We start from the raw sequence: 25865 nt of genomic DNA, 5'->3' as shown, positions 1-25865 counted from the left end.
CGTTGCCGCTTTCCGGGTTCAGGGGCGTCATACACAGACCGTGAGGATCGTCGTGCCAGCATCTCTCTATCACCCCGGTCCGCAGTCCGCCCCGGCATCAGCGGAGACGGAAGCGATCCCCCGGGAACCCTGGCTCGCCGCATGGCTCCGGCCACGCCAGGCGCCTGTGTCCGCGTGCCGCCCTGATGGCGACGGGCGCGTCGGACCGCGCCGGCCATCAGCCACCGAAGCGACCCATGACAGCCGTATGTTGCTGGAAAGTGAGCGTCGGCGTGGGCCACCACATCATCCGGATCTGTGAGCGACAAGGCGTCCCTGTCCTCGCCGACCGCGCCTATACCGGCGCCGGCCTCCCACGTCGCCGCTGGCCTCAAACGACCACCCGGGGGGCGAACTCACCCGACGTTGCGCTACCGCGGTCCTCCAGCGAAGACGGCGGTGTCCGAGTCCGATCCGGAAACCGGAGGCCAGTTGTAGGCTCCCGCCATGCCGATCTTTGAATACCGGGGCGAAGCCGCGAACTTGAAGGTGCTAGCACGGGAAATAGAAGCGGATCAGCACCTCGCCGGAAAGTGCTCCCTCGCCCTCACACCCCTGCAGCAGAACAGGCGCGACTCCTTACGCCACGCCCACTGGGCGGAGATCTCCATCTCCGTCGCCGCCGGACTGGCCACGAACACCCTGTATGACGCCTTGAAGGCATTGGTCGAGCGGGCGCGTGACCGGGGGCCCGTCGAGGAGGCGCCTCCTCGACCGGAAGACGACGACCAGGGTGCGGACGGCTCGGAAGGGGTGAACCGGTGACCGTCCACTCTCCACGTCTACGGAACTCGAGCGGCGCCGAGTTGAATCTGCGCAGCCAGATCCTCTTCCAGGATCAGACCCGCACGCGCACCAGCGATCTTGTGACGGCGGTCGGCTCCTGGCACAAGACCTACGTCCACGAGAGCAGCCACTGGGCCCGATATCACGGATCCACTGTCGGCATTCTTCTGAGCCTGCTGCGGCGCACGAGGGACCAGTTGGCCGCGTACACGATCTCTCACCTGCCCCGGCAAGACGTGGAGCATCTCCACGAGGACCGGAGCAGCGGAGTCCCCTTTTTCTCCTTTGATCGCTACCCCAAGCACGCCCAAGGGGAACTGAAATACAGCGAATTGGATTGGCTCAACCTCTACTGCGCCTACTACCTCCTCTTGGACCCGGAGGGTCTGACGGAGTTCGACACCGCCACCTGGGACATGCGGGCGGCAATGGAGCACTCCCTCGAAGACATGTGGCGCCAGGGTGCGGGCATGGAGATGGTCGAGTGTCCCGATGACGTACGCGTCGGCATCGACGGGCCCCTGAAGCTCGTGCACACCTCCGAGGGCCCGCTCACCACTCGCGTCCTCTTCGAGTGCGCGGCGGTGCTCGACGAACTCTTCCAGTTCAAGGGCGCCTTCATACGGAAAGCTGACCCGGCGCTGCGCGAGTTCTTGCTCGAGGTGCTGAACGGCGAGTATGGGATGCCGTGTCGCCTGGCACATGCTCTCGCAGGACGCACCCTCGGCGGAAGTACCGTCCTGGCCCTCATCGACTTCGCGCTGAACCCTGTGGTGCCGGGCTTGAACTCCGATGACCCGTCCGTCGACTGGAAAGAGCTCTACCCTCCCTACCGGTTCGTGACGGCAGCCAAGGCGATGACGAGCTGGGAGACGGGCCTGGAGTTCCAGTATCCGAGCCACGAGGCGACGGTCCACTTTCAGCACATGCTGGCCAAGCGCAGTGGGCTCCGGATGGGAAGCGTGGCTTCCCGTCTGTCCGACCTCTCGACCCTCCGGGAAGCCGCCACGGCCCCCATGCACCTGTCCGCGCGTACGCCTGCTGTGTCCCTCATGTGCGCTTCACGTCTGCTTGCCCTGCGGGAAAGAGACGTCTGTTCGATCTCGCACTACGGCGTCAATTTCCTGGGCGAGAGAGCGACCAGGTTCATCAAGCCCGACCGGGACATGCAGTGGCTGTTCCCGGTGTTCCAGGTGAGTCAGGGTGAGTACCGGTGGCCGGCGGAGCACGTGGGCCTCGATGAGGCGACGGACCTACTGATAGGTGCCGCCGTGGCGTCGGCGTACGACGACATCCTGCACGGCGTCGGCCCTCTCGCTCACGACCACCTTCCCCGCAGCCTCTTCGACGACGTCGGACAGGTCGAAGCGCTGAACCAGGTCCTCAAGGACTCGACGGGACTGGACATGGGCTGGCATCGGACCTGATACGGACCCATTCACCGCTCCTGGCGCAACGCCTTCGCTGAGCACCGGTCAGGCTGTGCGCCTCGTACATGGCCGTCCCTCACCGGGTCCGTCGGCCTATGAGGTGGTGGCCGCACGGGTGCCGTATCTCGAACATTCGGGAGTGAATTCAGATCGATAGGCGACCGAAACTGAATCAAATGCGACCGCTGTGCATTTAGAGAATTATGGTGACAAGATGCGGCTCCAGATCCTGAGGGGGTGACGGCATCTCATGGGGCTTGTGGCTTCCTTCGCTGTGTGTTCCCGCCGGGCGTCCCAGGGTGTGTACGAGCGCAGCAAGGAGCCGCGATGACCCAGCCCAGTGATCCGCGTGCCATCCCAGGCCCGCGAGACGGCTCCGCCGAACCCCACGGGACCGTAGTCCCGGTGCCGCCCCGGCTCGCCAAGGCGGTCATCCGCAACTTCCGGCTGCTCCGCAGAACCGAGCTTTCCTTCACGGACAAGGTGACACTGTGCGTCGGCCGCAACAACACGGGAAAGACCTCGCTGGCAAAACTGTTCGAATTCTTCGTGGCGAGGAAGAAGGCCGCGCTGCGCATCGAGGACTTCTCCGCCGACTGCTACGAGGAGTTCCTCGCCGCCCATCGCCTCTTCGCCTCGGGTGAGGCGGAGCAGGCGCGCGACACGGTTCCGGCAATCACCCTCACCCTCCACATCTCCTACGACAAGGACTGCGGCCAGTACGGACCCCTGGCCCCCTTCGTGGTGGACCTTGACCCCGACTGCTCCGAGGTGGTGATCAGGTTCGCCTTCGCGTTGGGGGACGGTGCCCTGAAGGAGTTCTTCGGCGGCGTGCCGGTGGGGCCGGATGCCACGGCCACGCTTGAGCAGCTGGGCAGAGGTATCCCGAAGCACTTCGAGATGTCGGTGATGGCGGTCGACCCGACCGATGAGGCGAACGTCCGACCGGTCGACCTCGCGGACGTGCGCACCCTGGTGAGGGTGGACTTCGTCGAGGCGCAGCGAGGGCTGGACGATGAGAGCGACGGGCATGCCGCACCAATCGGAGCGGTCTTCGAGCAACTGCTGACCGCGGCGGAGAAGAGTCAGAACGCGACGTGGCTGGAGGAGCTCGCCGCGAACATCGACAGGACACTCGTGGACACCTCCGGCAGTCTCGACAGCAGCCTCCAGAAGGTCCGCGAACGGGTGGCGCCGACGTTGAAGGCATTCGGCTATCCGGGTCTGGCCAACCAGGAGTTCGTCACGGCCGCCCGGCTGGACTCCAAGAGGCTGCTCAGGAACTTCGCGCGCATTCACTATCCGGGAGTGGCCGGTGTGCGGTTCCCGGAGTCGTACAGCGGCCTCGGTACGCGGAACTTGGTGATGATTCTGCTCAGGCTCTTCACCTGCTACCGCGACCACACGGCGACCTCTCCGGAGTCGGGGATCCATCTCGTCTTCCTGGAGGAACCGGAGGCCCATCTGCATCCGCAGATGCAGGAGGCGTTCATCCAGCGACTCACGTACTCCGTCAATCTGTTCCCTCGGATCGACGCGCAGATGAGAGCGACGATGCCCGGGCAAAAGGGATCGGTCGAGGAGAGCAGCACCGCAATCGACAGCAGCCCCCGGTGGAACGCTCAGTTCGTGGTGACCACCCACTCGGCACACGTGGCCAACCGGGGACACTTCTCCGACATCCGGTACTTCCGGAAGGAGGAGGACACCGTGGAGAGCGGAAGCGAGCCGGGGCCGGCCCGCACCGTCATCAAGGACCTGTCCCAGGTGACCGGCGACGAGAGGTTTCTCCGCAAGTACCTGACCCTCACCCGGGCCGACCTCTACTTCGCGGACAAGGCCATCCTCGTCGAGGGCGCCAGCGAGCGTATCTTCGTCCCGGCTGCGGAGGAGAAGCTGGCGGCGAGGAGGCCCGGAGAGACGCCCCAGCACCAGTACGTGACCTTGATGGAGGTCGGAGGGGCGCATGCCCACAGGTTCTATCCGCTGCTGAAGGTCCTCGGGATTCCAGCCCTGATCATCACGGATCTTGATCCCGTCGACGACAGGGAGCCCAAGATCCGCAAATGTCTGGTGTCCGAATCCGGACGCACGTCCAACCAGTCCATCAGGGCGTGGTCCCCCGAGATGGCCGACATTACGGTGGCCGAGCTGCTGCAGCGGGCCGAGACGGACCCGCCGATCGCCGGCGGCAGCATGTGCCTCGCCTACCAGGTGCCGGAGGAGCCCGGCGGTCCGTGCGGCCGTACTTTCGAGGACGCCTTCGCGCTGGCCAACCGGGCCCTGTTCGGTATCCCCACGGGTGCCGCTCCCGCCGAGGAAGTGGAACAACAGGCCCGTAGCAGCGTGGAGACCAGGCGCAGCAAGGTCGACTTCGCCCTCGACCACGTCCTCGGAGACCACGACTGGCAGGTCCCGAAGTACATCAGGCGCGGCCTCGAGTGGCTCATGGCACAGGACGGGACGGCGACGAAGGCGGACGTCCAGTGACGACGGAGGCGGAAGACGTCACGCACACGATCCTGACGGCTCTCCAAGCGGGCCGTCACTTCAAGGTGGAGGCCGGTGCCGGTGCGGGCAAGACCAGCTCACTGATCGAGGCGCTCCAGAGCATCTTGGCTGACCGCCCCCGCTACCTCCCGCGGCCCCACCAGCGCATCGCCTGCGTCACCTACACCAATGTGGCCCGCGACGAGATCATCAGCCGTACCGACCGCAGCCCGTACGTGTTCGCCGAAACCATCCATGGTTTCCTGTGGCAGCTGCTCTCTCCTTTCGGCAAGCACCTGTTGCGCCACGTCGTCGAGCTGGACATCATGCTGTCGAAGATGGAGGGCCACACCTCACTGGACGGCTACACCGTCGAGTACAGCACCGGCTTCCAGAAAGTGGACCACGACAGCCGTCGCGTGCAGCTGGGTCACAACGATCTGCCCGTCCTCGCGAGGGCGTTTTTCGCCCTTCCCAAGTTCCGGGCCCTGGCTGCCGACCGGTTCCCGATCGTCTTCGTGGACGAGTACCAGGACACCCCCGCCGGTCTGGCGGAGGCCATGCTGGGCACGCCGGGCGATGAGGCCACCGCGCGCGGCCCCCTCTGCGGATTCTTCGGGGACCATTGGCAGCAGATCTACGACAACGCGTGCGGGGCACTCGAGGACGCCCGCCCGACACCGGTCTTCAGACGGCGCAATCGGCGCTCGCATCGCGCCGTCGTGAACCTCCTGAACACGATGCGTCCCGAACTGACGCAGACCACGGCGTCAGGAGTCGGCGAGGGCACCGTCGCCGTCTATCACACCAACGAATGGGCCGGGACGAGGCTCACCCACCACCGGAAGGGTCAGCTCGGCTGGGACGCGGCCCACGCGGCCCGGAAATGGGTACTGGACGACGTCCGCGACCGGTTATGGAGCACCGGGGCATCCGGTCACGATGCCCAGGCACGGGCGGAGGAGCCCAGCACGAAGATCCTCATGCTCACGCACGAGACGATCGCCGGCGAACTGGGATATCAGAAGCTCCACGGGGCCTTTCGACGCAACGATTCCTACGTGAGGAAGGAGGACCACGCCATGGCCTTCTTCATGGACACGCTGGAACCGGCCCTGCTCCACCACCGGAACAAGCGCTACGGCGCGATGTTCGACGCACTCGACCCCCGTGGCCGCCCACCCATCAACTCGTCGGCCGACAAGCAGGAATGGATGGCGTTCCTGACGAAACTGGGAGAGGCCCGCAAGACGGGAACGGTCGGCGACGTCCTCGACCTCTGTCTTGAGCAGCAGCTCTTCGATGGCCTGGGGAAGGTGCGCGAGCGTCACCGGAAGGCCGTGTCACCATCCGGCACCGCCCCGCAGGCTGTGAGTGACGACAAGGCCGAAGCCCGGGCGGTGGCGCGGTCGAAGGAGTACCAACAACTGCGCCAGGTGCCGTACGCGGAGTTGCTGGCGTTGAACGAGCACCTCGGCGGCGGCACGCCCTTCGCCACACAACACGGAGTCAAGGGACTGGAGTTCAACCGGGTCCTCGCCGTGGTCAGCAAGGGACACTCCCGATTCCAGATCCCCGAGATGCTGGCTAACTTCTCCCGGCGTGACGAACTGATGGACAAGGAACTGGAGGCGTTCATCAGGGCGCGCAACCTGTTCTACGTGGCATGCTCACGGGCCAGAGAGCACCTGGCCATCCTCTTCACCACGAAACTTGAGCCCGCTGCTCTGGACACCCTCCGGGAGTGGGTCGGCGAGTCGCGGATCACGTCGCTGCGGTTCGACGGGGATACGGTGGTGGGTGGCGAATGAGGGACGAGGCAGGCCGGACGGATCCCCGGGCCAACCCCGACAAGGGATGCCCTGGGTTGCTGGTCGCCCGGATGCGATCGCCTCATGACGACGTCGGGCAGCTCCCGGCCGCCCAAGATCACGGAGGAGGTGGGCGAAGGTCGGAGCACCGGTCAATCACCGGATCGCCTCGCAGGCTCATCCGCGCCGACGCATGGCTCACCGAAACACCGCTCGCCCCCACCAGGACCGCACGCTTCACCCGCATCTGACCCGACTAGCACCGAATTCGCCAACGGTGTCCTTCAAGGGACGCCACCGGCGTACGTCAGGGTGAGGGCTCCTTCCCCTGGCGTTGCAGGCTGGGGAAACGCCGGATGAGTTCGTGCGCTTCGGCTGCGGCCGGTCCGTCAGACGCCGCAGCACGATGCACGAGGGGGGCGATCTCGCGTTTGCGGTCCTTCTTTCTGAGCTCGGATGCCCAGGCCGTGGCAGCGTCCGCGGGAAGCTGGCGCAGCACTTCGTCCACGAGACCGGGAGCGTGCTTGTCGCTGGCGCGGATCCACGCTGAGAGGTCTTCGAACGGATCCGTGGACTTCGAGGAGAGCCCGGCGATAAAGCCGGGGCGATTGGCCTCGGCGAGTTCGGACGCGGTATGCGGATCGTGCGCGGCGATGCTGTCCACTACAGTGGCTGCGATCTCCCAGTCGTGGCTACGAAGCCTGAGGTCAAGAGGAAGGCCGCGCCGCAACAGCCGGATTGTCATCTTGGGCGCCATGTATGCGAGGAAGACATCGATGGCGGCGTAGCGTGCCTCGAACCGTTCGAGGAGTTCCTGCGCCTCGTCCGGCCGGTGTTCACGGAGGACCTCGACCGCGTACAGGTGGCATCGTGATGGTGTCGGCAGGCTCTGCTCGAATTCCGCCGCGAGTTCGGCCACGTCTATACGGCTGACGATCGTTTTCACGCTGGTCGGGTCAATTTCTTTCATGGCCTCGACGAAGCCACAGAAGTTCTCCCAGGTGAGGTCTGCGGCAGGGTGCGACAGCGTTCTGGCGAACCGATCGGCATCGAGTGTGCGCACGAACTTCTTGGCGAGTCGGCGGGCTGCCGGGTCGGGCACGTGCCGGCCCCGCAGGAAGTGAGGGGCGAACCCCAGGAGAAATGCCCAGGTGCGGAACATCTTCTGGGACTCGGCCGGAGGGTTGCGGGAGATCGCGGTAGCCAGGTGGGGTGTCAGCTGGTTGAAGACTTCGAGTCCGAGGTCACGCTGTGTGTAGGCCAGGACGCTGAGGAGTTCGTCCACGGCTTGGATGTCTGCCGGTGGGTTGGCGGCGAGAGCGTGGAAGGCCTCCGGGTCGTAGGCGTGGCCGACGCGGGTGATGAGGGGCATGCCTGCTGCCTGGGTGATCCGGTCGACGGCGCGGGTGGTGGAGTAGACATGTGGCCATCCGCCGTCGGGGATCAGTCGAGCGAGGGCGTGCGGGTCGACATCGGCCAGGAGTTTCTCGGTGAAAGCGCGGTCGTCGTTCGCCAGCGCGTTGATCAAGTCACCGATCGCCCAGCCGTTTTCCGGGGTGACACCGCGTACCCATTCGAGGACCCGGCCGTGATGGTCGCGGATCAGGTCGAGGCAGTCGTCTTCGTACGGGCTCAGGAGATTTTCGAGGAGCTGGGCGGCCATGGCCGCATCTGGTCCGGCCGGTGTGGCGAGCGCACGTTCGGCCAGTGCGTGGATGCGCGGACGGTGCAGAACGTCGTACTGGTTGAGTACCCACCGTGACTCGCTGTCGTGGTTGCGTCCGATCAGCCATGCCGCGCCACGCAGTGGTGTGTGGGGTGAGTCCAGGGTAAGGCGGAAGAACGCTGCAGCGGTCTTCCGGTCGGCTTCGACATGGTGGTCCGGCAGCACGGCTCGGGGCCGCTCGGTCCGGCGTATGGGAGGCGGGAGCGGCGGCGCTGGGGTTTCGGCTGCTGACGCGATCGGCGGGATCGTGACGGGTTGGGGCGGTGTGTGGGAGTAGCGCGGAGGGTGCAGCATCCACCTGATCAGTGCCCATGCGGACCTGAGGTGCGCGCAGCGCAGGACGCCGTCGTTCCGGGTGATGAGCCGCTTGTCCCGCAGGATGGCAAGGCTCCGGTCGATCCACGCGCGGTCCCGGCCGAGCTGACGGGCGTACGGGGCGAGGCTGTCGGTGGTCACGCCGGCATCGACGCCGGCGATCTGAGCAATGGCGAGGGCCAGCAGGAGCAGGTCGGCGCGGTCATGGCCGCGCAGGTCGAGTGCGTCGCGTTCGGTGCGCCGCCAGCCGCCTGTGAGGGTGTAGAAGAAGAGCCAGGCGGAGTCCTTCGTGGAGGCTTCCTCGATCCGGTTCATCAAAGGTTCGTCGCCTGCCAGGTTGCCAACGAAGTCGTCCAGCGCGCGGATCTTGGGCAGGATTTCGTCCGCGCGTTCTCGCATGTCGCGGGCGAGCGCTCCGACCGCAGCGATGTTGCTGATGCGGTAGGTGGTGACGCCGCCGGCGACGTGATCCACGCCGACGACCAGTACGAGCTGATCTGCGGTGGCCGTCTCGGCCAGTTCGCGAACCAGGTCTGCGGGCAGGTCCTGGGCGTCGTCGACCAGGAGTGCCTTGCGGTGCGGGTACAGGGACAGGTCTGCCATCCATTGCCGAAGGCCCCGCTTGCGGGCGTCATCGCGCAGTCGCAGCACTTCGTAGCCGTCTTCGAGGAGGTCGCTCAACGCCTGGTAGGCGGTGATGGACTTGCCACAGCCGCTGTCTCCGTTGAGTACGACGGCGTGATCGCGGCGCAACGCGTCGACGAGGAGCGCGACCTCGGGAAGGCGGGGACAGGCCTCGACGTCGGAGGGGCCGAGGCGCTCACCGGCCAAGGCGTGGCTGATGTCGTGTCTGCCGCGGAAGGGGACCGTGTGCCATGCCGATGTGGCCTCTCGCTGGCGCGTTCCGTTGGCGAGGGCGGGAAGTGCAGTGTCGGCCACGGCGGGGATGTCGTCGCTGCCGGAGACGTCGGGTCCCATGCGGCAGACCCGCCAACCCTGGTCCAGCGGTGCGATGAGCTGGTCCACGACGGCGGTGTCGCGTTCTGAGTAGCCGACGATGAGAAGCGTACGGGGGTGGTCTGCGACCAGGCTGCAGATACGGTCCCGGAGGTCGGGGCCGAGGGTGCCGGGCAGGTGCGGGAGCATCCAGGGTTGATGCGGATCGGCTGCGTCGCCGTGCGGCTTGAACAGGATGCCGTCGGGAATGCCGGTTCCGTATTGGCGGCGGTAGGCGGATTCGAGGGCGGTATCCCAGTTGAGCGAGACGACGCACTCGACGACACCGGCGTGGATCAGGGCGGCGAGGGCTTCGTGGGCGGCGGACGGCTGTGCGCTGCGATGCCGGTCGAGGTTGGCCATCTCCTGCTGGAAGCGCTGCCGGGCAGCCGGTGATCCTTCGACGCTGCGCCACGCTGGGTCCCAGTGGTCACCATTGTCGCCGACCAGCAGTTTCGTCGGCATGTCTGCCTTGCCGAGTTCGGCAGCGAGGTCCGCTCGGGCAGCAGGGTCGGCGTCGATGGCGTCCCACAGCAGTGCGGCGAGACCGGCGCTGGTCGGGTACCGGGCGGAGAGAGACAGTCCGGCCCCGACGACGGCGACGACGCCGAGTCCCAGACGACTGCCCAACTGCGCGATGCGGTGTGCGACATCGGTGTTCATCGGCTCAACCTGGATGTCGACGGGCAGCAGGAAGGTTCGCTACTGAGTGGAAGTCCTCGCATGCCCTCCATTGTCGACCATGGCACTGACAGGGCCTTCTGCGACGCGGTCCTCCATGCTGGGTGAGTGAACGACATCGACAACCTACTGCGAAACACAGGGCAAGCATTTCTGGCGGCGTCATGGGATCGGCTGCGGAGAGAGCGGGTGGTTCCGCCGCCGCGCTTTCACCCGTACCTGAGGGTGGGGCGCGACTACTTCGGGGGCTCGGTGACGCCGCTGGCCGAATACCGTGCGCTTGAAGATGCGATTACCGCTTCTCATCCTCGGTTCGACGCTGGTCGGCCACTCGACGAGCGCGCGTTCCCCGGCGGATTGATCTTCAGTTTCCTGGAGACGTTCATCGCTCAACTGACTCGAGCACAGGAGGAGTTCTCTCCCGATGGACCAGCCGCCGAGCAGTCTCTGCGTGACCTGATCCAGGCAGTTCACGCAGACACTCACGAGGTGGCGTGCTGCCGGGTGGTTTCCCACCTGGCCACCGCAGACGGCCGGCCGGTCGAGTTTGCCAACGTCCGAGTCGAGCCGGTGATCTCGGAAGCAGCCGGCCACGACAGCGAGTTGCAGCGAATCATCTCGGCGGTGATCCCCGGGGCGGTGAGCGCCTACGGCCGAGACCGGCCCTATGGGTTCGCGCCGCCGGAGAGCGTCGTTGTTGCGCGGGACAGCGGCTCGACGCCGTTCGACCTGGCCGATCCGCTGTCGCAGCGGATCGAGCGGTTCATGGTGCTGGTACGACTACTGAAGCCGGGCACCAGCGAGTCGATGCTGGAAGTCCAAGGGGAAACTCACACGGTCCGAGAGTTCAAGCCCACCGTGCTCCGCTTCCGGGGTGCGGGGCCCGGGTTCGCCTCTCCGACGCAACTGGCCGCTCGTGTGATTACCCTCAGCTCGGATGATGCCGGCCGTGTCGATGGGCTCGGGCGGCTCCGGGCCGCTGCCGAGCAGCCGCGAACAGGCATGGTATTCACATCATTTGGAATGGCGATTCAAAAGTTTGTTCTGTCCTTCCATGCTTACGACTGGTTCGAGCAGATCGTCGATCTGGCGACCGCCTTCGAAGCGGCGTTGTCCGGAAAGGAGAAAGACGACGTCACGCTCCGCTTGAAGATCCGTGCGTCGACGCTGCTGTTCACCGACCTTGATCCAGCAGAGCAGATCTTCAAAGACGTGGGCGTGATCTACGGACTCCGATCCACGCTTGTCCATGGCGGTGCCATGGCGGAGAAGACTCTCCTCAAGGAGGTCCGCAAGATCTCGACCGTTCCCGACGGGCTGTCTGACGGAGAATCGATCGCGCACGCCGTAGAACGGTTGCGCGACCTGGTCCGCCGCAGCCTGCTTGCCCGGATCTGCCTCGCAGCCGACGAGAATTCCTTGTGGCCCTTGGACGCGGATGCGGGTGTCGACGCAGCCATGGTCGACGATCGCCGTCGGAAGGCATTGCGTGAAGCATGGCGGGACACTCTCACAGGGATCGACGCCATCGACAGCGCCGCCTCGTCCGTCCCCCACACGCGGTGGGCAGTCCGCGGGTGACGTTGCGAAAAGGTTGACGACGGGTCTTCTCGCACGTGGGTGATCTGTCCGCGAACATCCACAGGTTGCCTCAAGCCGTGTGATTTCGCGGGGCTAGACTCGTCGAGACGACGTATCAGGATCTTTTGTGCCGGATCCAGTGACGCGTGGGCACAGAGCGCCGAGGGATGTAGGGAGGCCCGGCACCCTTGTTGGGTAGGTGGTGGGGCCGTCCACGGCGACAGCAGTCGTTGCCCTTGGAGGGCATGCCTATGGCCACCGGTGCTCGCTCCGTGGTGGCAGCGGGGGACATCGGTGTGGTCGTCACGGGCGACGGCAATCAGTTCCAGTTCGTCGCCTCCCCACAGCGCGTCGCCACGTCCAACTACCGCTACCAAGTGGAGTCCCTGGCAGCTGCCGAGTTTCGCGGACGGTCTCAAGAGCTGGCGCGGATGGCGGAGTTCTGCACCGCGCGGGAAGATGCCGACAGTGCCGAGGGTGCGTACTGGAGGTGGCTCGCCCCCGCATGGGCCGGAAAGACGGCTCTCATGGCCGAGTTCGTGATGGAGCCCCCTGCCGGGGTCGACGTCGTGTCCTTCTTCATCACATCGCGCTTGAACCGGCAAAACGACCGTGAGGCGTACTGCGAGGTGGTGCACCGGCAGTTCTACGCGCTGCTAGGTGAGGAGGAACCAGCGGTCACCGAGCACACGCGCGAGGAGAGCCTCCTCGCCGCTATGGACCGGGCCGCAGCCCTGTGCGAGAGCCGAGGCAGACGACTGGTGCTCGTCGTCGACGGTTTGGATGAGGACTGTGGGGTGCTCGCGGGCCCCGGAAGCCACAGCATCGCCGCATTGCTGCCGCGCTCGCCCAAGCACAGAATGCGGGTAATAGTGGCCGGGCGGCCACATCCTCCCATCCCGGACGATGTGGCCCACGCGCACCCGCTGAGAAGCGGCGCCATCGACCGGTGGCTGCCACCATCGCCGTACGCGGAAGTCGTGCGCCGGGAGGCGGAGGACAGCCTCATGCGGATGCTGCAGGCCGGTGGCCTCGCACGGCAACTGCTCGGACTGGTGACGGCGGCCGGTGGTGGCCTGACGGCGACGGACCTTGCCCGCCTGGCAGATACCCGTCCCCGGCTGGTCGAAAAGGAGTTAAGTACGGTTACCGGGCGTGCCTTCCGCGTCCGCACGCCGCACTGGTCCTCCCAGGACGCCGACGCGTCCGCATCAGGCGTCTACGTCCTGGCCCATGAGGAGATCCGGCGCAGCGCGGTCGAACTGCTCACCGACGAGGAGCTGGCGGCGAACCGGGAGCGGCTGCATGAGTGGGCGGACGACTACCAAGCGCGGCGCTGGCCGCCCCGCACACCGGAGTATCTGCTCCGCGGCTACGGTCAACTGCTGCGGGCACAGGGAGATACACGGCGCCTTGTCCGTCTGGCCGGTGACGCTCACCGTCACACGCGGCTGTGGCAGCGGTCCGGTTCCGATCTGGACGGGCTGGACGAGCTGTCCACGGCGTTCGAGGGCCTGGTGGCCGGGGGCTGCGGAGATCCTGCCGAGGTTGCTGACGCATTTGTGCTCGCCGTGCAGCGCGACGCCCTGCTTTCGCGCAGCGATAGTCTCCCGGACGCCTTGATCGCGGTGTGGGCGGGTCTGGGGCGGGTGCGGCGCGCTGTCAGCCTGGCTCGAGCCCGGCAGAGTGAAGTGGCCTGTCTGAGAGCCCTTGTGGAAGTTGTGCGGGTGCTGGTCGCGAAGGGTGAGCTGCAGCGGGCGACGGAAGTGGCCGACGAGGCAGCCCAACTGGCTGATGCCGTAGCCGGACACGGGCGTAGGGAGGCCGTGACGTACGCGGTGGTCATGCTGGCCGTAGTCGGGTCGACGAACCGGGCGTACAACATGGCGTGTACGCAGGTGCCCCAGCAAGGGCAGGACGAGGTGCTTGCGTCGGCGGCTATGGCGGCCCTGTACGCGGGGCAACGCGGGACCGCGGAGATCCTCGCCCGTGCGGCCGCTGCCTCGCTCCCCGACACTGTGCCGGTTATGGAAGCGCAGGCCATGATCCTGGACAGTGACTGTCCGCGGGCTGTCGCGGTCATCCGGACGGTCGGTGACCGTGGCCTGCGGGCACAGCTGCTGGCGGACGCCGCTTCGGCCATGGCTGAGGACGGGCACACCGATGCGGTCCTCGTTGCCGAGGAAGCCCTCGCCGAAGCCGTGGCGGAGGGAGGACAACGTGCGCTCATCGCAGCTGCTCTCGCCATCGCCTACGCCGGTGAACCCAGGCGGGCAGGCGAGATCTGCCGATCGCTGTCCGACCCGTTCGACCGAATGACTTCGCTGGCTCGCGTCGCAGCGGTGCTGGCCACCTCCGGCGAGGTCGGCGAAGCCGCGGACCTGGCTCACGAGTCCGCTGCCCTCGCGGACAAGGTAACCGCGGACAACCAGCGCGCCGATGGTCTCACCATGGCCGCAGTGGCTCTGGCTCTGGCCCGCCAGCACCAGTCGGCTGTTGAGTTGCTGGCTCCCCTCAGGTCGGCTGTGGCTCGGGAAGAGGCTGCGGCGGACATGGTGAGGGGCCTGGCGGAAACGTCGGATGATCTCCAGCGGGCCACCGAACTGGCCCACAGCCTGAGCTCTCCACGCAGCCGGAGCCGGGCGTTGGCGTACCTGGCGGCAGCCCACCTCGCGGCCGGAGACCGTGCGCGCGCACAGGCCTTGGCACAGGAGGCGTCGGACGCGACCCGGGAGAACACCGGGTGGGGCAACTTCCATCACGTCGCTCAACTGGCCACAGTCCTGGCTCAGGCGGAGGCGCCGGGCCTTGCCGTCGAGGCCGCCCGGAAGATCGACGAACCGGACAGACAGGCCATGGCCCTAACGCAGGCAGCCGGCGCTGCAGCTTCCGACAAGCCGGGCCGTGGCGCGGACATCGCCCGGAAGATTTCAAGTCCAGTGAGACGGTCGTGATGCTATGAGGTTTGTGGTGCGGGTTCGCGGCGCTTGGACGGGTCGTTGATCCAGGCCGTCTGGGGTATCTCGGGTGGTCGGGGGCGGCGGCCGAAGCGTTCGGGGTGGCGGGCGTATGCCTCGGCGAGGGTGACCGCGCGCTGGTCGCGGACCTCCTCGGCGGTCCCGAAGTGGACGGAGGCGGGTGTGTGCCAGCCGATGCCCGAGTGCCGGTGCTCGTGGTTGTAGTACGCGATGAAGGCGTCGAACCATTCGCGGGCGTGGGCCAGCGAGTCGAACCGTTCGGGATAGTCCGACATGTACTTCGTGGTCTTGAACTGGGCCTCGCTGTAGGGGTTGTCGTTGGAGACCTTCGGCCGCGAGTGCGACCTTGTCACCCCGAGGTCGATCAGCAGCTGGGAGACCTTCTTGCTCGTCATCGAGGTGCCGCGGTCGGCGTGCACGGTCTCGGGCACGATCCCGTTGCGGACGATGGTCTCGCGGATCAACTCCTCGGCCCGTTCGGCCGATTCAGCGGCCTCGACGGTGTGGCCGACGATGTAGCGGCTGAAGATGTCGATGATGACGTAGGCGTGATACCAGATGCCCTTTGCCGGTCCGGCCGCCTTGGTGATGTCCCAGGTGAACACCTGCGACGGGGCGGTGGCCACCAGTTCGGGCACCGCCTGGGCGGGGTGGGTGGCCTGTCTTCGGCGCTCGCCGGACTGGCCCTTCTCGCGCAGGATCCGGTACATCGTGGAGACCGAGCAGTGGTAGCGCCCGGCATCCAGCTCGCGGGCCCAGATCTGCGCGGGCGCCAGTTCGGCGTACTCGTCGCTGTTCATCAACTCCAGTACCGCAGACCGTTCTTCGGCCGTCAGGGCCGAGGGCTGGACCTGCGGCTTGCGGGGCCGGCGTGGTGGCGCCGGACGCAGCCGGCGGTAGTGGGTGGCCCGCGAGCGGCCGGTCAGCCGGCACGCCGCAGTCACACCCAGCACGCCCTCGACGCCGGTGAACGCGTCATCGGCCACCGGGGCGACGGCAGCGTTCAGTCCGCGCCCTCGGAGATCATTTCCAAGAGCGCGGAAGCTTTTCCCATAACCTCCAGCGCGGCCTTGTTCCGCGCCAGTTCCTTCTCCAGACGCTCCACCTGGCGGCGCAGTTTCTCGTTCTCCGCCTCGGCGGCGGACTTCTTCGGCCTCGCCGGGCTGGTGCGCTGGTCGACCAGCTTCTCCAGGGCCCCGGCGTCCCGCGCTGCCCGCCACTCCTTCACATGCGAGTGGTACAGCCGCTCGCGGCGCAGGACCGCGCCCTTCTCGTTCTGCGGGGCGGCGTCGTACTCGGCCACGATCCGCAGCTTGTACTCCGGGCTGAAAGTGCGGCGCTTCGGCCGGGGAGCCGGGTCGGATCCGGCGGACTTGCTGCTGGTCATGAGGGGGTGGTTCTCCTGTCGTGCCCTCTCAGGCTAACCCGCCGAAGCGGGACGTCTCACCCAAGGCTGACAGAGAGGGCCCGCGCGATCGAGGACCCCTGGCGCCGAGCGCAACTGAGGTTTTCGCTTCGGGGTGACGCTACGGTGGTTGCAGGACAAGGCCGGTCTCTGCGATGAAGCCGTCGAGCAGACCAGGGCGGTACTGCATCTTCTTCAGCCGGGTGCGAGCCAACACCGCGAGCCCGTCGGTGGTGTACGCGGCCAGGTTCCCCAGGCTGTTCTTCAGGTTCGCCCACACGCCCTCGGCCGGATTCAACTCCGGTGTGTATGCAGGGAGACGGAAGACCGTCAACCACTTCTCCCGGTGGGCCAGCAACTGACGCATCTGCGCGTCTTTGTGCTGGGTGGAGTTGTCCCACACGAGCACGATTTTCCCGCCCAGTTGCTGGCGGGCGGCATCGAGCAAGGCGGCGAAGTCCCGCTCCCGGAAGCCCTTCTTCTCCCCGCGGCGGCCGGCATGGTGCACCAGCATCCGGTGGATCAGCCGGGTGCGTCGCCCGGGGCGGGCACACACCAGCGCGGCCAGCGAGATTCTGCCCGAGCCCTTCCCCGACACCTCCACCCGCGGTGAGCGGCCGCGACGGGACCAGGTGCGCGCCTTCGGCGGCCGAAGGGACTGCCCCGATTCGTCCTCGAAGACCAGCCACGCGTCCTGGTCCCTCACCGTTTTTCCACCCGCGGCCAGGTCTCCTTGATCCAGGTGGCCACCGCCTGCTCGTCCCGTTCCGCGGCCCGGTGCACCGGCACCTGCACCGACCACCCCATCTGGTGCAGGATCCGGCTCATCTGCGGTTTGCTGAAACGGACATGGAAACGGCGGGCGACCAGCGTGACCACCCGCTCCAGCGTCCACCGCTGGTCCTCCACCCAGCCGTACGCGGCCGGCCCCTCCTCCAGCGCCTGCTCCAGCCATGCCCGCCAGGACGGCTTCATCCGTGACGGGCAGCCGGAGGGCCCCTTCGAGCACAGCGCGTCGGCGCCGTCGGCCCGCCAGGCGGCGTGCCAGGCATAGGCGGACTTGCGCGAGACCCGCAGCCGCCGGGCGACCTGCTCGGGACCGGCCCCGGCGGCGAACATCTCGGCGGCCTCGAACCGCACCCGCTCCCGCTGGGCCCGCTGCTTCGCGGTCAGGCCGCCCCCATCGGGATACCTCATACCTCCGGGATACACCCGTCATGGCCGCGCGTCACCCCGAAGCGAAAGCCTCAGAAGCGCTCGGCTGGGTGGCAACTGCAGCGGCCCGAGGCGGTCGTACGGGTCTGGCGGCCAGCCTGATCCAGGAGATGCGAGAGATCGAGAGCGGTCTACCTCCAGCGGGCCTCGTTTCAAGCGATCACCGGACAGCGGCCCTTGCCGCACTTGCCAAGGCCTTCACCGAGGACGGCCAGGACGACGCGGCGGATACCGTAGCCGACACCGTAAAACAGAACGGGAGCCGGGCGGCGGTCCTCGCGGCCATCGCCGGGAGTCTCGCCGAGCGCGGAGAGGATGACAAAGCACTCTCGCTCGTGGGCCACTTGGTTACATCTCCGCGTGCTGCGCGCCTTACCGCGCCGATCGCCACTGTATGGGCGAAGGCCGGATCAACTCCGCGCGCACTGGCTGTTCTTGATCTCCTGCCACGGGCGGCGGACCAGGCGGAGGCCCTGGCGCTGACCGCGAAGTCCCTGGCCGGGGCGGACGGCATCGTACGGGACTCGGTCCTGGCCCGTCACGCCCACGCCCTGGCTGACGTTCTGAGCAGCCCGGGTTGGACCGACCGTGCGCTGTCAGAACAGGTGGGACTGCTGCTCCGCCACGACCGCACCGACCTCGCCGCGGCCCTGAGCCAGCACATCGCAGACCCCGGAAGACGTTCGGAGTGTGATGCTTTGTGTGGCACTCCCGCTGGGTTGACGGCAGTTACCGGCGCCGACCCGGACGACGAGGACATGACCGCTGAGGCGGCCTTCCTCGCAGAACAGATCACGAATGTGCACGATCACCAGCGGGACCTCGGCTCCGTCGTGGCCGCTCTGGCCTGGACTGAACAGCACGACCGCGCCTGGTCCCTGCTCAAGGCACTGCCGGACGACAGCCCCAGCAGGGATGACGCTGCTGCCGCGTCGGCCGAGGCCCTTGCGGCGTCTGGGCATTACGCGGTGGCTCGCGAACTGGCATGGAGCCTGCCGAAAGGGGTCGAGCGAGAGCGGGTGCTTGACGACGTCGCCTGCTGGGCCGCTCGGCGCGGAGACTTCCTCATCGCCATCGACCTGTCTGCTGCGGAACACCCCGTTGAGCAACAGAGGTTTCCTCTGCTCAACGTCGTAAACCTCGCGGCGGCGAAGCGGCAGTACGCTGAAGCCGCTACCGCCGCCCGCGCCCTCCGGGACACCGCGGACCAGGTGCGCGCACTGTGCGCCATCGCGGCGGCCGCCCGTCGGCACGGTGCCCGCCACTGCGTCGACGAGTTCACCAACGAGGTCGGTGCCCTCCTGGCAGCCGCCTCGGAGTCGACGGAAGACTGGGCGAAACGCCGGCGAGGCCTCCTTCAGGCCGCCGCGGCCGAAGGATGGGGGGACTGCCCCGCAGGCCGTGCAGCCGCAGTCGAAGCACTGAGCCTTGCCTCGTGGCCCACCTGTTTGGAGGCGGTTCGCCGGACGGCATCCCAGGCTCTGCCAACCGCACTGGGGCCACTGCTACGAGGGAAACAGGACCTGGCATCGCAGGGCGAGCCACCCCCAGCGCGCTCGGGCCTTCGAAAGACCAACCCACACCGATGAGATGGACGGGCTGAGACCCTGCCACGATGGCAGGCGTGACCTGCCAGCCTACGGCCAACACAGGAGTTGATCGAGACATGGAGCCGCTCGTGTACACCGGAGTCGGACTCTGCGGTGCCGGCATGGTCGCATTGATTGTCGGCGCGGTTGTCGACGTCGACGCGGCGGACCCGTGGGCCAGCGTCGGTGGTGGCATCGCAAGTCTGGCGGGTATCGCCCTGGCGCTGTACGCCCAATTCGCTCGGTCGGCCGCTCCTGCCACCAGCGGAACCCAGGTCAGCGCCGACGGAGAACGGTCCATCGCGGCCGGAGGCAGCATCGGCGCCGCCACGACAGGCAATGGCGCCGCGCCCGCATCCGCGCCGACACCGTCCGCGGCCCCCACTCCGCCTCCGGCGTCCGGGACGGTAACCGCAGTCGGCGACAGATCCGTCGCAGCGGGCGGTCATATTGGCAGCGCCTCGACGGGTGACGCCTGAGCCAGCTGAAGCTGGGGCACTGGGCAGGTCTCCAATGGCAGCTCGAGCCGGTCGGTCCAGCGCCACCGCTAGACGAGTAGTTCCAATTGCGGGGTTCTCAGACGGAGGGAGGGTGTCCAACATCGGGTTTGTGACGACCGATTTAGACACCCTCTTGACGGCACTGTACGTGCATGTCGATGACCGTTCGAAGACCCCGCAGTGGCGTGGACGTCCGCCGCGGCTGACCGATGCCGAGCTGGTGACCCTGGCGGTGGCCCAGGCCGTGCTGGGCTTCCACTGCGAGGCCCGCTGGCTGCGCTACGCCCACGCCCACCTGCACCCGATGTTCCCCTACCTGCCCCAACGCCCCGCCTACAACAAACGGCTGCGAGCCGCTCTGCCCCTGGTCAAACGGGCCATCCGATCGCTGGCCGCAGACACCGACCTATGGCTGGACGACGTGTGGATCGTGGACTCCACCCCCGTCGAGTGCGCCCGCTCCCGCGAGACCGTCAAACGCTCCGACCTGGCCGGCTGGGCCAACTACGGCTACTGCCGCTCCCACTCCCGCTTCTACTGGGGCCTGAAACTGCACCTGGTGTGCACCCCGGCCGGACTGCCCGTCACCTGGGCCCTGGCCGACCCCAAGATCGACGAACGACAGGTCCTGGCCGCCCTGATCGACGACGAACCGCACCTGACAGCCGCCCGGCCGGGGCTGCTGATCCTGGCGGACAAGGGCTACATCTCCGCCGGACTCGACCGCTTCCTCGCCGCCCGCGGCATCAGCCTGCTACGGCCCTCCTACCGCAACCGCGGCACCCCACAGCCCGCAGAAGCCCTGCTCAAGACGGTGCGGCAGCTGATCGAGTCGGTCAACGACACCCTCAAGGGCCAGCTCGACCTCGAACAGCACGGCGGCCGCACCATCGAGGGCGCCAGCGTCCGGGTGGCCCAGCGGATCCTGGCGATGACCTGCGCGATCTGGCACAACCGCACCATCGGCGCACCCATCACCAGGTCACTGATCGCCTACGACCACTGAGCCACATCGGAACTACTCATCTAGGACCTCAAGAGCTTCGATGGGCTGGCCCCAGGTGTTCTCGATCATGGCCGTGGCCTGGTCGAGCATGGTGGTGGTGGGCATGGTGGAACTCCTGTTGGGCGGGGACGGTCGCGAGTGGAGTGCGGCCTGGGGTGGGAGTCAGCGTCCGCGCCGGGGCGTCGGCGAGCTGGCCGGCAGCCGGGCAGAGGTCGCGGGCGCGGGGTGTCCCGTCCGTTTCTGCGCCGCCCCCGTGGAGCGGCTCTGCGCGGCCATCACCCGGAGGTCGGCTGCTGTGCGTGGTGCCCGCGCGGCACGGTGTACGGCCTGGGTCACCGCGGTGCGGCGTACGTCCAGCGGAGTCGGAGCGCGCGAAACCTGAGCCTCGGCGATCGGCGTGGCCGAAGCGACAGGGGTCATCGACCCGGCCGCGGTCGTGGACCGGGGTGAACCCGCGGCGGGTCACCGCCCGGGACAACCCGGCGGTCAGCCCGGTGTTGTCCGCGATCAGGCGCAGCACCGCCGACCCGGTGTGCGACCCCGTGCCCATCGACGTCGACCGTCAGATCTTTCGACCACGCGCTGTCGTGCACCTGAAAAGTGCTCCTCGTCCTGGGTGTCCTGCAGTCTCAGCAGACCGCATTACCCCAGCTCAGGGGCACTTTTCCTTGTTCCGGCACGCCACCTTCAAGATCACGGCGAATGGCGGAGGCAGGCACGGTCGTCCGGATGGGGGATCCGTCGAGTTCCGCTGCCGGCGGCCGAGGCGAGCCGGTGGGCTCGGGTCGCCCGGCGCCGCCGGCCCAGGACCCGTCGAGGCACCGTCGGGCGACGTCCGCGATCCGCGGATCGGCCCCGGTGGCCGCGGCAGCGCTGAGCTCGTGGGCCCGAGGACCTCCGCGGCATGGCGACGGACCAGGCGCGAAGGGGCGATCAGCGCGGCGAACTCCGTGTCGGCCAGCGCTCACCGACCGTCGTCGTCAGGCCGACCGCGGACCCGACGGCGGCCGACCGCGACGTCCCCGCCGCGCAGCTCCTCTCCGCGTGATCGCGCGCCGCGACCAGCACGATGGTCGCCGCCCCGCCGGCGCAGGTCGAGCACCGAGCACCCTAGGCGGGAGAGGTCTCCCGGATCTCCAGGAGGTAGTGCGGGTGACTTCCTTCATCGTCGGTGGCCAGGAGTTCCAGGCTCAGGCCGAGGCCCGCTGCCTTCTCCTTGATGAACTCGAGATCCCCGTTACCGCAGAACCCGATCAGGAGCCGACCTCCGGGTCGGAGATGGTTCCGGCCCAGTTCGAGGTACCGCAGGTGACTGGCGTAGCCGGGATCGAAGATGGCTCTCTCGTGGTGCGAGATGGCCGCATCCTCGTCGAGGATCTCCCCGGAATCCGGAAGGGCGCCGTTCGAGTTCCAGAAGATGAGATCGAACTGCGAGTCCGAGACCCCGTCGAACACATCGCTGTAGACGAACGTCGTCGCGTCCTCGACGCCGTGCCGACGAGCGTTCATCTGCGACGCGGCCAGTGCGTTGGGATTGATGTCGACGCCCGTGGCCTCCTGGCAGAGACCGTTCTTGACGGCGAGCACCGACAGCGCACCGGCGCCGCAGCCGACCTCCAGGAAGGAGTGGACCGGCGGAAGAGCGCTCAGCTGCCGCCGGAAGAACTCGCTCGATCGGACCAGGTGCATGGGATACACGCTGGGGAGCACGGTCCAGCCGAGGCCACCGAACTCGACCTCGGTCTCCTGGGTCACCTCCCACGAGCTGACGCCGAGCGCATCGTCGGGTACCGACTCGGCCGATGTGTTCATTGGAATCTCCTAGCGAGGTCGGAGCTACGGGTTGCAGCGAGCCGGGGACCTGGGAGCGGCCGCGATGCCTGGGGATCCGGTTCAGACCGCGAGCTCGGTGGCACGGTCCCGGTAGTAGCGGCGGTCGATCTTGCCGTTGGCGTTGAGCCGCGGCTCGTCGACGACGATCAGGTGCTTCGGACACATGTAGGCCGGCAGCACCTCCTCGACCAGGAGGAGCGGATCCTCGGCCGCCGGCGCCGGCGACACGAACGCGACGATCGTGTTCCTCCGCTGGACCGCGACCGCGGTGGCCACTCCGAGCAGGGCACGGATCGCCTGTTCCACCTCGGCCGGCTCCACCCTGAAGCCGCCGACCTGCAGCTGATCGTCGCGTCGGCCGATGTAGGTGAGACCGTCGACGCCCGACCGGACCACGTCGCCGGTCCGGTACCAGCGACCGCCCGGCGCGTCCGTCTCCGTGAACGCTCCGTCGTCCTGGCCGGGGTCCACGTAGCCGCCGAACATCTGAGGTCCTCGCAGCAGGAGCTCACCGGCCTCAGCCGGGCGGCCGTCGGCGTCGACGACAGCGATCTCGACGCCCTCGAAGGGGTGTCCGATGGGAACGGTGGGGCCGTCCAGCGGTGGGTCGGAGCGGAACTCGAACGCGGTGCAGAACATCGTCACCTCGGTCGGACCGTAGTTGTTGACGACGGCGGAGCCGGGTGCGGCCCGCGACCAGGCGGTGGCCGCGTCGACCGTCAGGGCCTCACCGCAGAACATGCTGATCCGCAGGCCGGGCAGGCAACCCGGGACCAGCGACCCGGCATCCCTCGCCAGGCCGATGGCCGACGGCACCGACGTCCACACGGTGATCCCGTAGCGGGCCGCGAACCGCGCCGGATCCCCCATGGCGAACACGGAGGCCGGCACGATCGCGCATCCCTGCGACCAGGCCAGGAACAGCGACGCCAGAGCGAGGTCGAAGGTCAGGTCGCAGGTCAGAGCCGACCGGTCCGGGGGACCCATCGGATAGCGGGCGACAGCGGCGTCGAGGAACGCGTCGACGTTGGCGTGGGAGATCGACACGCCCTTCGGGCTCCCCGACGAACCGGACGTGAAGAGCACGTACGCGATCTCGGAAAATCGCCGGCCGAGTCCGGCGTCGCTGACCGGCACCGGGGCGTCGGGATCCGCCCACAGCACCGGAACCGGATGGGCGGCGAGGATCGCAGCGACCAGCTCCTGGTCGGCGGTCACATCGGCGATGAGCACGCCCACCCCGGTCGCGGCCATCGCGCCCGCACTGCGCACGGCCGGGAACGCCGGATTGACCGGCACGAACGCGGCATCGGCGTACAACGCCGCGAGCACGCCGATGCAGCCGGTCGCGTTGCGTCCCGCGAGCACGGCGACCGCAGCGGGACGGCTGCCGTCTCGGGAGCGCAGCCCTGCGGCCCAGTGCCGGGCGAGCGCGTCGACCTCGGCGAACGTCCACGAACGATGCGGTTCCACGATGGCGGGTTCGTCCCGGTGGTCGGCCAGCACAGCCAGGAACCGGTCCTCCAACCGCATCAGAACGACTTCCCCACGAGCATGAGCTGCCCGTTGTTGCCGTTGATCCGATCGTTGTTGACCATGAGAGCAGCGCCGTACGCATCGCGCAGGATCCGGGCCACGCTGTAGGGGCCGTCGCAGCGGTAGCCGGCGATGCCGCAGATCGACATGGCCGCTGCCGCGATCTCCACCACCAGCGTCGAGGCGGAGACCTTGAGGCTGTTGAACTCGACCACCGTCGACATGCGCGAGAGCTCGTGGGGGACGGCGGCGAGTTCCTTGAAGCGGCCGACCCCGGCGCCCACGAGTGCCCGCATCTGGTGCAGCCGAGCTGTCGCCTCGGCGAGCCGCACCGTGCCGAGCGGCACCACCTCCGGCTTCTTCCGGGCGGACGCCTGGACGAACAGCCGGGCCCTCTCGACGGCTTCCTCGGCCAGCCCCAGCCACGCCGCCGCCCAGAGGACGTGGGACACCGGCAACATCGTCTGGGCGCTGATGACGGCGTACGGGGTGGTCATGACGGCGTCCCCGTCGCCTTCGGCCAGCAGCGCGTAGCCGTGGCTGCACGTGCCGCGCATGCCGAGCACGTCCCAGACGACGTTCTGCTCCAGGGTGACGCCGTCCCGGTCGCAGAGGACCAGGACCTGGTCCTGCGGATCGCTGGCCGCGTCCCGCCGGGCGGTCACCAGGATGATGTCGGCGTGTCCACCGTACGAGATCACGGACGCCTGCTTCGCCAGCCGGAAGCGGGTGCCGACCCGCTCGACGAAGCAGGAACTCGTGCGCACGTCACCCCCGACGCTCGCCTCCGTCGTGGCCGACGCGACCAGCAGTTCCTCGGCGGCGATGCGCCGCAGAGCACGCTGGACCGCCTCGTCCTCAGAGTGCCGGACCAAGGACGCGATCTGGCTCTGGTGCATCGCGAAGATCAGGCCGGTGGATCCGCACTTCCGGGCGAGCGCAGTGGTCGTCCGCGCCACCGTGCCGATGCCCTGGTCGCCGCCGCCGAACCCGGCCGGGACACCCATGGACAGCAGGCGACCGCTCCGCAGCGCCTCCACCGCCGCGACCGGGAACCGCGACTCACGGTCGACCTGCTCCGCGTGCGCCGCGGCGACGTCCGCGACCGCGGTGACGGCCTCGGAGGTCGCCTGCGCCCCGACGGTGGTCATGACGCGATGTCCAGATCCGGGCGCAGGGCCGCGACGGCAGATGCGATGGAGGCGGGGGTCTCGAAGGTCTCGGGAACCAGGAACCCGTCCGGGAGGTCCACCTGGAACTCTCGCTCCATCCGCATCGCCAGCCGGACCATGCCCAAGGAGTCCAGACCCAACCTCGAAAGAGGTTCGTGCTGACCGATGACCATGTCGTCCCCGATATTCGGCAGGTGCGCGCGGAGCAGTCGATCTAAGATTGATGCGATAGATTCGTTGGACAAGGACTACATCCCTCCCATGGCCGCAGGACGCCGTCACCGATACTCGTCGAGGTGGCTGGCCGAAGAGCCACCAGCGGCTAATCGCGCAGATTCCCTGCCTTCCGGACTGCAAGCTACAGCATTACGGGTCTTCGGGAAACGGGGTGCACGCAGGCCCGGGCCAGCCCGGCGCGAGGGAACCGGGTCGGCGTGATGAGGCGCGCCACCAGTGACCGATGATGCAGGTTCGCACGCCGCGATCGACGCCGGCGGGAAGCCTCGTCGACGGGTCCACCCTCGATCTGTCGCACCGAGTCCGCTGTGATCCTGCCGTGCATCTATTGGCCTTCGCGGCCGTTCCGCTGATTGTGGGTGTTCGGAACCGACCAGCTCGGCGCGGTCCTGGTCGACGCAGGCGGTGACGTGCCGTCGGTGGGCCCACCAGGACACGTCGACCCGCGGTGGGACGCAGCATCGGCGCGTCCGCGGCGCCCGGTCAAGTCCTGCCGGTCGCGCCGGCGGCCCGGACCGAGCTCCTGACCGGCGAGGGCG

The 25865-nt window shown here is 67.8% G+C and carries 21 protein-coding genes and 1 pseudogene; 14 read left to right on the top strand and 8 right to left on the bottom strand.

The features are described from left to right. Positions 1-278 precede the first annotated feature (278 nt). The 5 genes and pseudogenes from V4Y04_RS03215 to V4Y04_RS03195 form a co-directional block, all read left to right on the top strand. Positions 279-411, top strand: a pseudogene (locus tag V4Y04_RS03215) (IS5/IS1182 family transposase); the annotation flags it as partial. 75 nt (positions 412-486) lie between these two features. Next, on the top strand, positions 487-804 hold the full coding sequence (locus tag V4Y04_RS03210) for a hypothetical protein (RefSeq protein WP_030944093.1): 318 nt from the start codon (positions 487-489) through the stop codon (positions 802-804). Next, entirely contained in the window at positions 801-2252 is a 1452-nt protein-coding gene (locus V4Y04_RS03205; RefSeq protein ID WP_332425678.1) for a hypothetical protein, read from the top strand. The genes V4Y04_RS03210 and V4Y04_RS03205 overlap by 4 nt, the downstream gene beginning before the upstream one ends. Positions 2253-2582: 330 nt before the next feature. Next, positions 2583-4745, top strand: a complete 2163-nt coding sequence (locus tag V4Y04_RS03200; RefSeq protein WP_332425677.1) for an ATP-dependent nuclease — start codon at positions 2583-2585, stop codon at positions 4743-4745. Next, positions 4742-6556 (top strand): UvrD-helicase domain-containing protein, encoded by a 1815-nt coding sequence (locus V4Y04_RS03195; RefSeq protein WP_332425675.1) that lies wholly within the window; start codon positions 4742-4744, stop codon positions 6554-6556. The genes V4Y04_RS03200 and V4Y04_RS03195 overlap by 4 nt, the downstream gene beginning before the upstream one ends. A 307-nt stretch (positions 6557-6863) precedes the next feature. Here the strand turns inward: V4Y04_RS03195 and V4Y04_RS03190 are convergent, their stop codons facing one another. Continuing rightward, entirely contained in the window at positions 6864-9623 is a 2760-nt protein-coding gene (locus V4Y04_RS03190; protein ID WP_332425673.1) for a hypothetical protein, read from the bottom strand. Between the two features lie 48 nt (positions 9624-9671). Here V4Y04_RS03190 and V4Y04_RS03185 point away from each other — a divergent pair, with 48 nt between their 5' ends. The 4 genes from V4Y04_RS03185 (at position 9672) to V4Y04_RS03170 (ending at position 14809) form a co-directional block, all read left to right on the top strand. Next, entirely contained in the window at positions 9672-9989 is a 318-nt protein-coding gene (locus V4Y04_RS03185; protein ID WP_332425672.1) for a hypothetical protein, read from the top strand. Positions 9990-10019: 30 nt separating this feature from the next. Then, the gene (locus V4Y04_RS03180) at positions 10020-10382 is read left to right on the top strand and encodes a hypothetical protein (RefSeq protein WP_332425671.1); all 363 of its coding nucleotides are present in this window, start codon (positions 10020-10022) and stop codon (positions 10380-10382) included. Then, the gene (locus tag V4Y04_RS03175) at positions 10383-11855 is read left to right on the top strand and encodes a hypothetical protein (RefSeq protein ID WP_332425669.1); all 1473 of its coding nucleotides are present in this window, start codon (positions 10383-10385) and stop codon (positions 11853-11855) included. 251 nt (positions 11856-12106) lie between these two features. Continuing rightward, entirely contained in the window at positions 12107-14809 is a 2703-nt protein-coding gene (locus V4Y04_RS03170) for a hypothetical protein (protein WP_332425667.1), read from the top strand. Positions 14810-14811: 2 nt separating this feature from the next. Here V4Y04_RS03170 and V4Y04_RS03165 read toward each other — a convergent pair whose 3' ends face one another. The 3 genes from V4Y04_RS03165 to V4Y04_RS37665 all read right to left on the bottom strand — a co-directional run bounded on the left by V4Y04_RS03165 (position 14812) and on the right by V4Y04_RS37665 (position 17435). Beyond that, entirely contained in the window at positions 14812-15786 is a 975-nt protein-coding gene (locus V4Y04_RS03165) for an IS3 family transposase (protein ID WP_443080164.1), read from the bottom strand. A 50-nt stretch (positions 15787-15836) separates the two neighbouring features. Continuing rightward, a complete protein-coding gene (locus tag V4Y04_RS03160; RefSeq protein ID WP_332425435.1) occupies positions 15837-16220 on the bottom strand; it encodes a hypothetical protein in 384 nt (127 codons plus the stop codon). A 139-nt stretch (positions 16221-16359) separates the two neighbouring features. Further along, positions 16360-17435, bottom strand: a protein-coding gene (locus V4Y04_RS37665; protein WP_443079939.1) for an IS630 family transposase whose coding sequence is annotated in 2 segments (ribosomal slippage) — positions 16360-16964 and positions 16964-17435 — 1077 coding nt in all. Because the reading frame shifts where the segments join, the coding sequence is not laid out codon by codon here. A 20-nt stretch (positions 17436-17455) separates the two neighbouring features. On the opposite strand from V4Y04_RS37665, the gene V4Y04_RS03145 reads away from it, so the two are divergent. The 5 genes from V4Y04_RS03145 to V4Y04_RS03125 all read left to right on the top strand — a co-directional run bounded on the left by V4Y04_RS03145 (position 17456) and on the right by V4Y04_RS03125 (position 21596). Then, positions 17456-19042 (top strand): hypothetical protein, encoded by a 1587-nt coding sequence (locus V4Y04_RS03145; RefSeq protein ID WP_332425662.1) that lies wholly within the window; start codon positions 17456-17458, stop codon positions 19040-19042. Between the two features lie 77 nt (positions 19043-19119). After that, the gene (locus V4Y04_RS03140) at positions 19120-19521 is read left to right on the top strand and encodes a hypothetical protein (protein WP_332425660.1); all 402 of its coding nucleotides are present in this window, start codon (positions 19120-19122) and stop codon (positions 19519-19521) included. A 130-nt stretch (positions 19522-19651) separates the two neighbouring features. Next, positions 19652-20548, top strand: a complete 897-nt coding sequence (locus V4Y04_RS03135) for an IS982 family transposase (protein WP_332432689.1) — start codon at positions 19652-19654, stop codon at positions 20546-20548. Positions 20549-20588: 40 nt separating this feature from the next. Next, positions 20589-20930, top strand: coding sequence for a hypothetical protein (locus tag V4Y04_RS03130; RefSeq protein WP_332425659.1), 342 nt, complete (start codon positions 20589-20591; stop codon positions 20928-20930). Between the two features lie 522 nt (positions 20931-21452). Further along, positions 21453-21596, top strand: a complete 144-nt coding sequence (locus V4Y04_RS03125; protein WP_249954489.1) for a hypothetical protein — start codon at positions 21453-21455, stop codon at positions 21594-21596. 62 nt (positions 21597-21658) lie between these two features. Here V4Y04_RS03125 and V4Y04_RS03120 read toward each other — a convergent pair whose 3' ends face one another. From V4Y04_RS03120 to V4Y04_RS03105, 4 genes are all read right to left on the bottom strand, one after another. Next, positions 21659-22360 carry a methyltransferase gene (locus V4Y04_RS03120; protein WP_099965359.1) on the bottom strand — a complete coding sequence of 234 codons (702 nt, stop codon included), beginning with the start codon at positions 22358-22360 and terminating at the stop codon, positions 21659-21661. Between the two features lie 81 nt (positions 22361-22441). Continuing rightward, positions 22442-23914 carry an AMP-binding protein gene (locus V4Y04_RS03115; RefSeq protein WP_332425654.1) on the bottom strand — a complete coding sequence of 491 codons (1473 nt, stop codon included), beginning with the start codon at positions 23912-23914 and terminating at the stop codon, positions 22442-22444. Beyond that, a complete protein-coding gene (locus V4Y04_RS03110; RefSeq protein ID WP_332425652.1) occupies positions 23914-25068 on the bottom strand; it encodes an acyl-CoA dehydrogenase family protein in 1155 nt (384 codons plus the stop codon). Before V4Y04_RS03110 ends, V4Y04_RS03115 begins: the two co-directional genes overlap by 1 nt. Then, positions 25065-25262: a phosphopantetheine-binding protein gene (locus V4Y04_RS03105; RefSeq protein WP_332425651.1), complete on the bottom strand. Its 198-nt coding sequence runs from the start codon at positions 25260-25262 to the stop codon at positions 25065-25067. The genes V4Y04_RS03110 and V4Y04_RS03105 overlap by 4 nt, the downstream gene beginning before the upstream one ends. Positions 25263-25865: the final 603 nt, after the last annotated feature.

It is taken from the genome of Streptomyces sp. P9-A2 (assembly GCF_036634175.1).
In the GTDB taxonomy this organism is placed as follows: Bacteria; Actinomycetota; Actinomycetes; order Streptomycetales; family Streptomycetaceae; genus Streptomyces; species Streptomyces pratens.
Note: the sequence above shows the minus strand (reverse complement) of the source record. Positions and strands in the feature narration are given on the sequence as shown.

Excerpts from the sequence above, each read along its gene's own strand:
- V4Y04_RS03160 (WP_332425435.1), bottom strand. The coding sequence starts at position 16,220 with ATGACCAGCAGCAAGTCCGCCGGATCCGACCCGGCTCCCCGGCCGAAG.
- V4Y04_RS03145 (WP_332425662.1), top strand. The coding sequence starts at position 17,456 with ATGGCCGCGCGTCACCCCGAAGCGAAAGCCTCAGAAGCGCTCGGCTGG.
- V4Y04_RS03120 (WP_099965359.1), bottom strand. The coding sequence starts at position 22,360 with ATGAACACATCGGCCGAGTCGGTACCCGACGATGCGCTCGGCGTCAGC.
- V4Y04_RS03105 (WP_332425651.1), bottom strand. The coding sequence starts at position 25,262 with ATGGTCATCGGTCAGCACGAACCTCTTTCGAGGTTGGGTCTGGACTCC.
- V4Y04_RS03125 (WP_249954489.1), top strand. The coding sequence starts at position 21,453 with ATGGCGACGGACCAGGCGCGAAGGGGCGATCAGCGCGGCGAACTCCGT.
- V4Y04_RS03140 (WP_332425660.1), top strand. The coding sequence starts at position 19,120 with ATGGAGCCGCTCGTGTACACCGGAGTCGGACTCTGCGGTGCCGGCATG.
- V4Y04_RS03110 (WP_332425652.1), bottom strand. The coding sequence starts at position 25,068 with ATGACCACCGTCGGGGCGCAGGCGACCTCCGAGGCCGTCACCGCGGTC.
- V4Y04_RS03210 (WP_030944093.1), top strand. The coding sequence starts at position 487 with ATGCCGATCTTTGAATACCGGGGCGAAGCCGCGAACTTGAAGGTGCTA.
- V4Y04_RS03200 (WP_332425677.1), top strand. The coding sequence starts at position 2,583 with ATGACCCAGCCCAGTGATCCGCGTGCCATCCCAGGCCCGCGAGACGGC.
- V4Y04_RS03115 (WP_332425654.1), bottom strand. The coding sequence starts at position 23,914 with ATGCGGTTGGAGGACCGGTTCCTGGCTGTGCTGGCCGACCACCGGGAC.
- V4Y04_RS03170 (WP_332425667.1), top strand. The coding sequence starts at position 12,107 with ATGGCCACCGGTGCTCGCTCCGTGGTGGCAGCGGGGGACATCGGTGTG.
- V4Y04_RS03130 (WP_332425659.1), top strand. The coding sequence starts at position 20,589 with ATGGGCTGGCCCCAGGTGTTCTCGATCATGGCCGTGGCCTGGTCGAGC.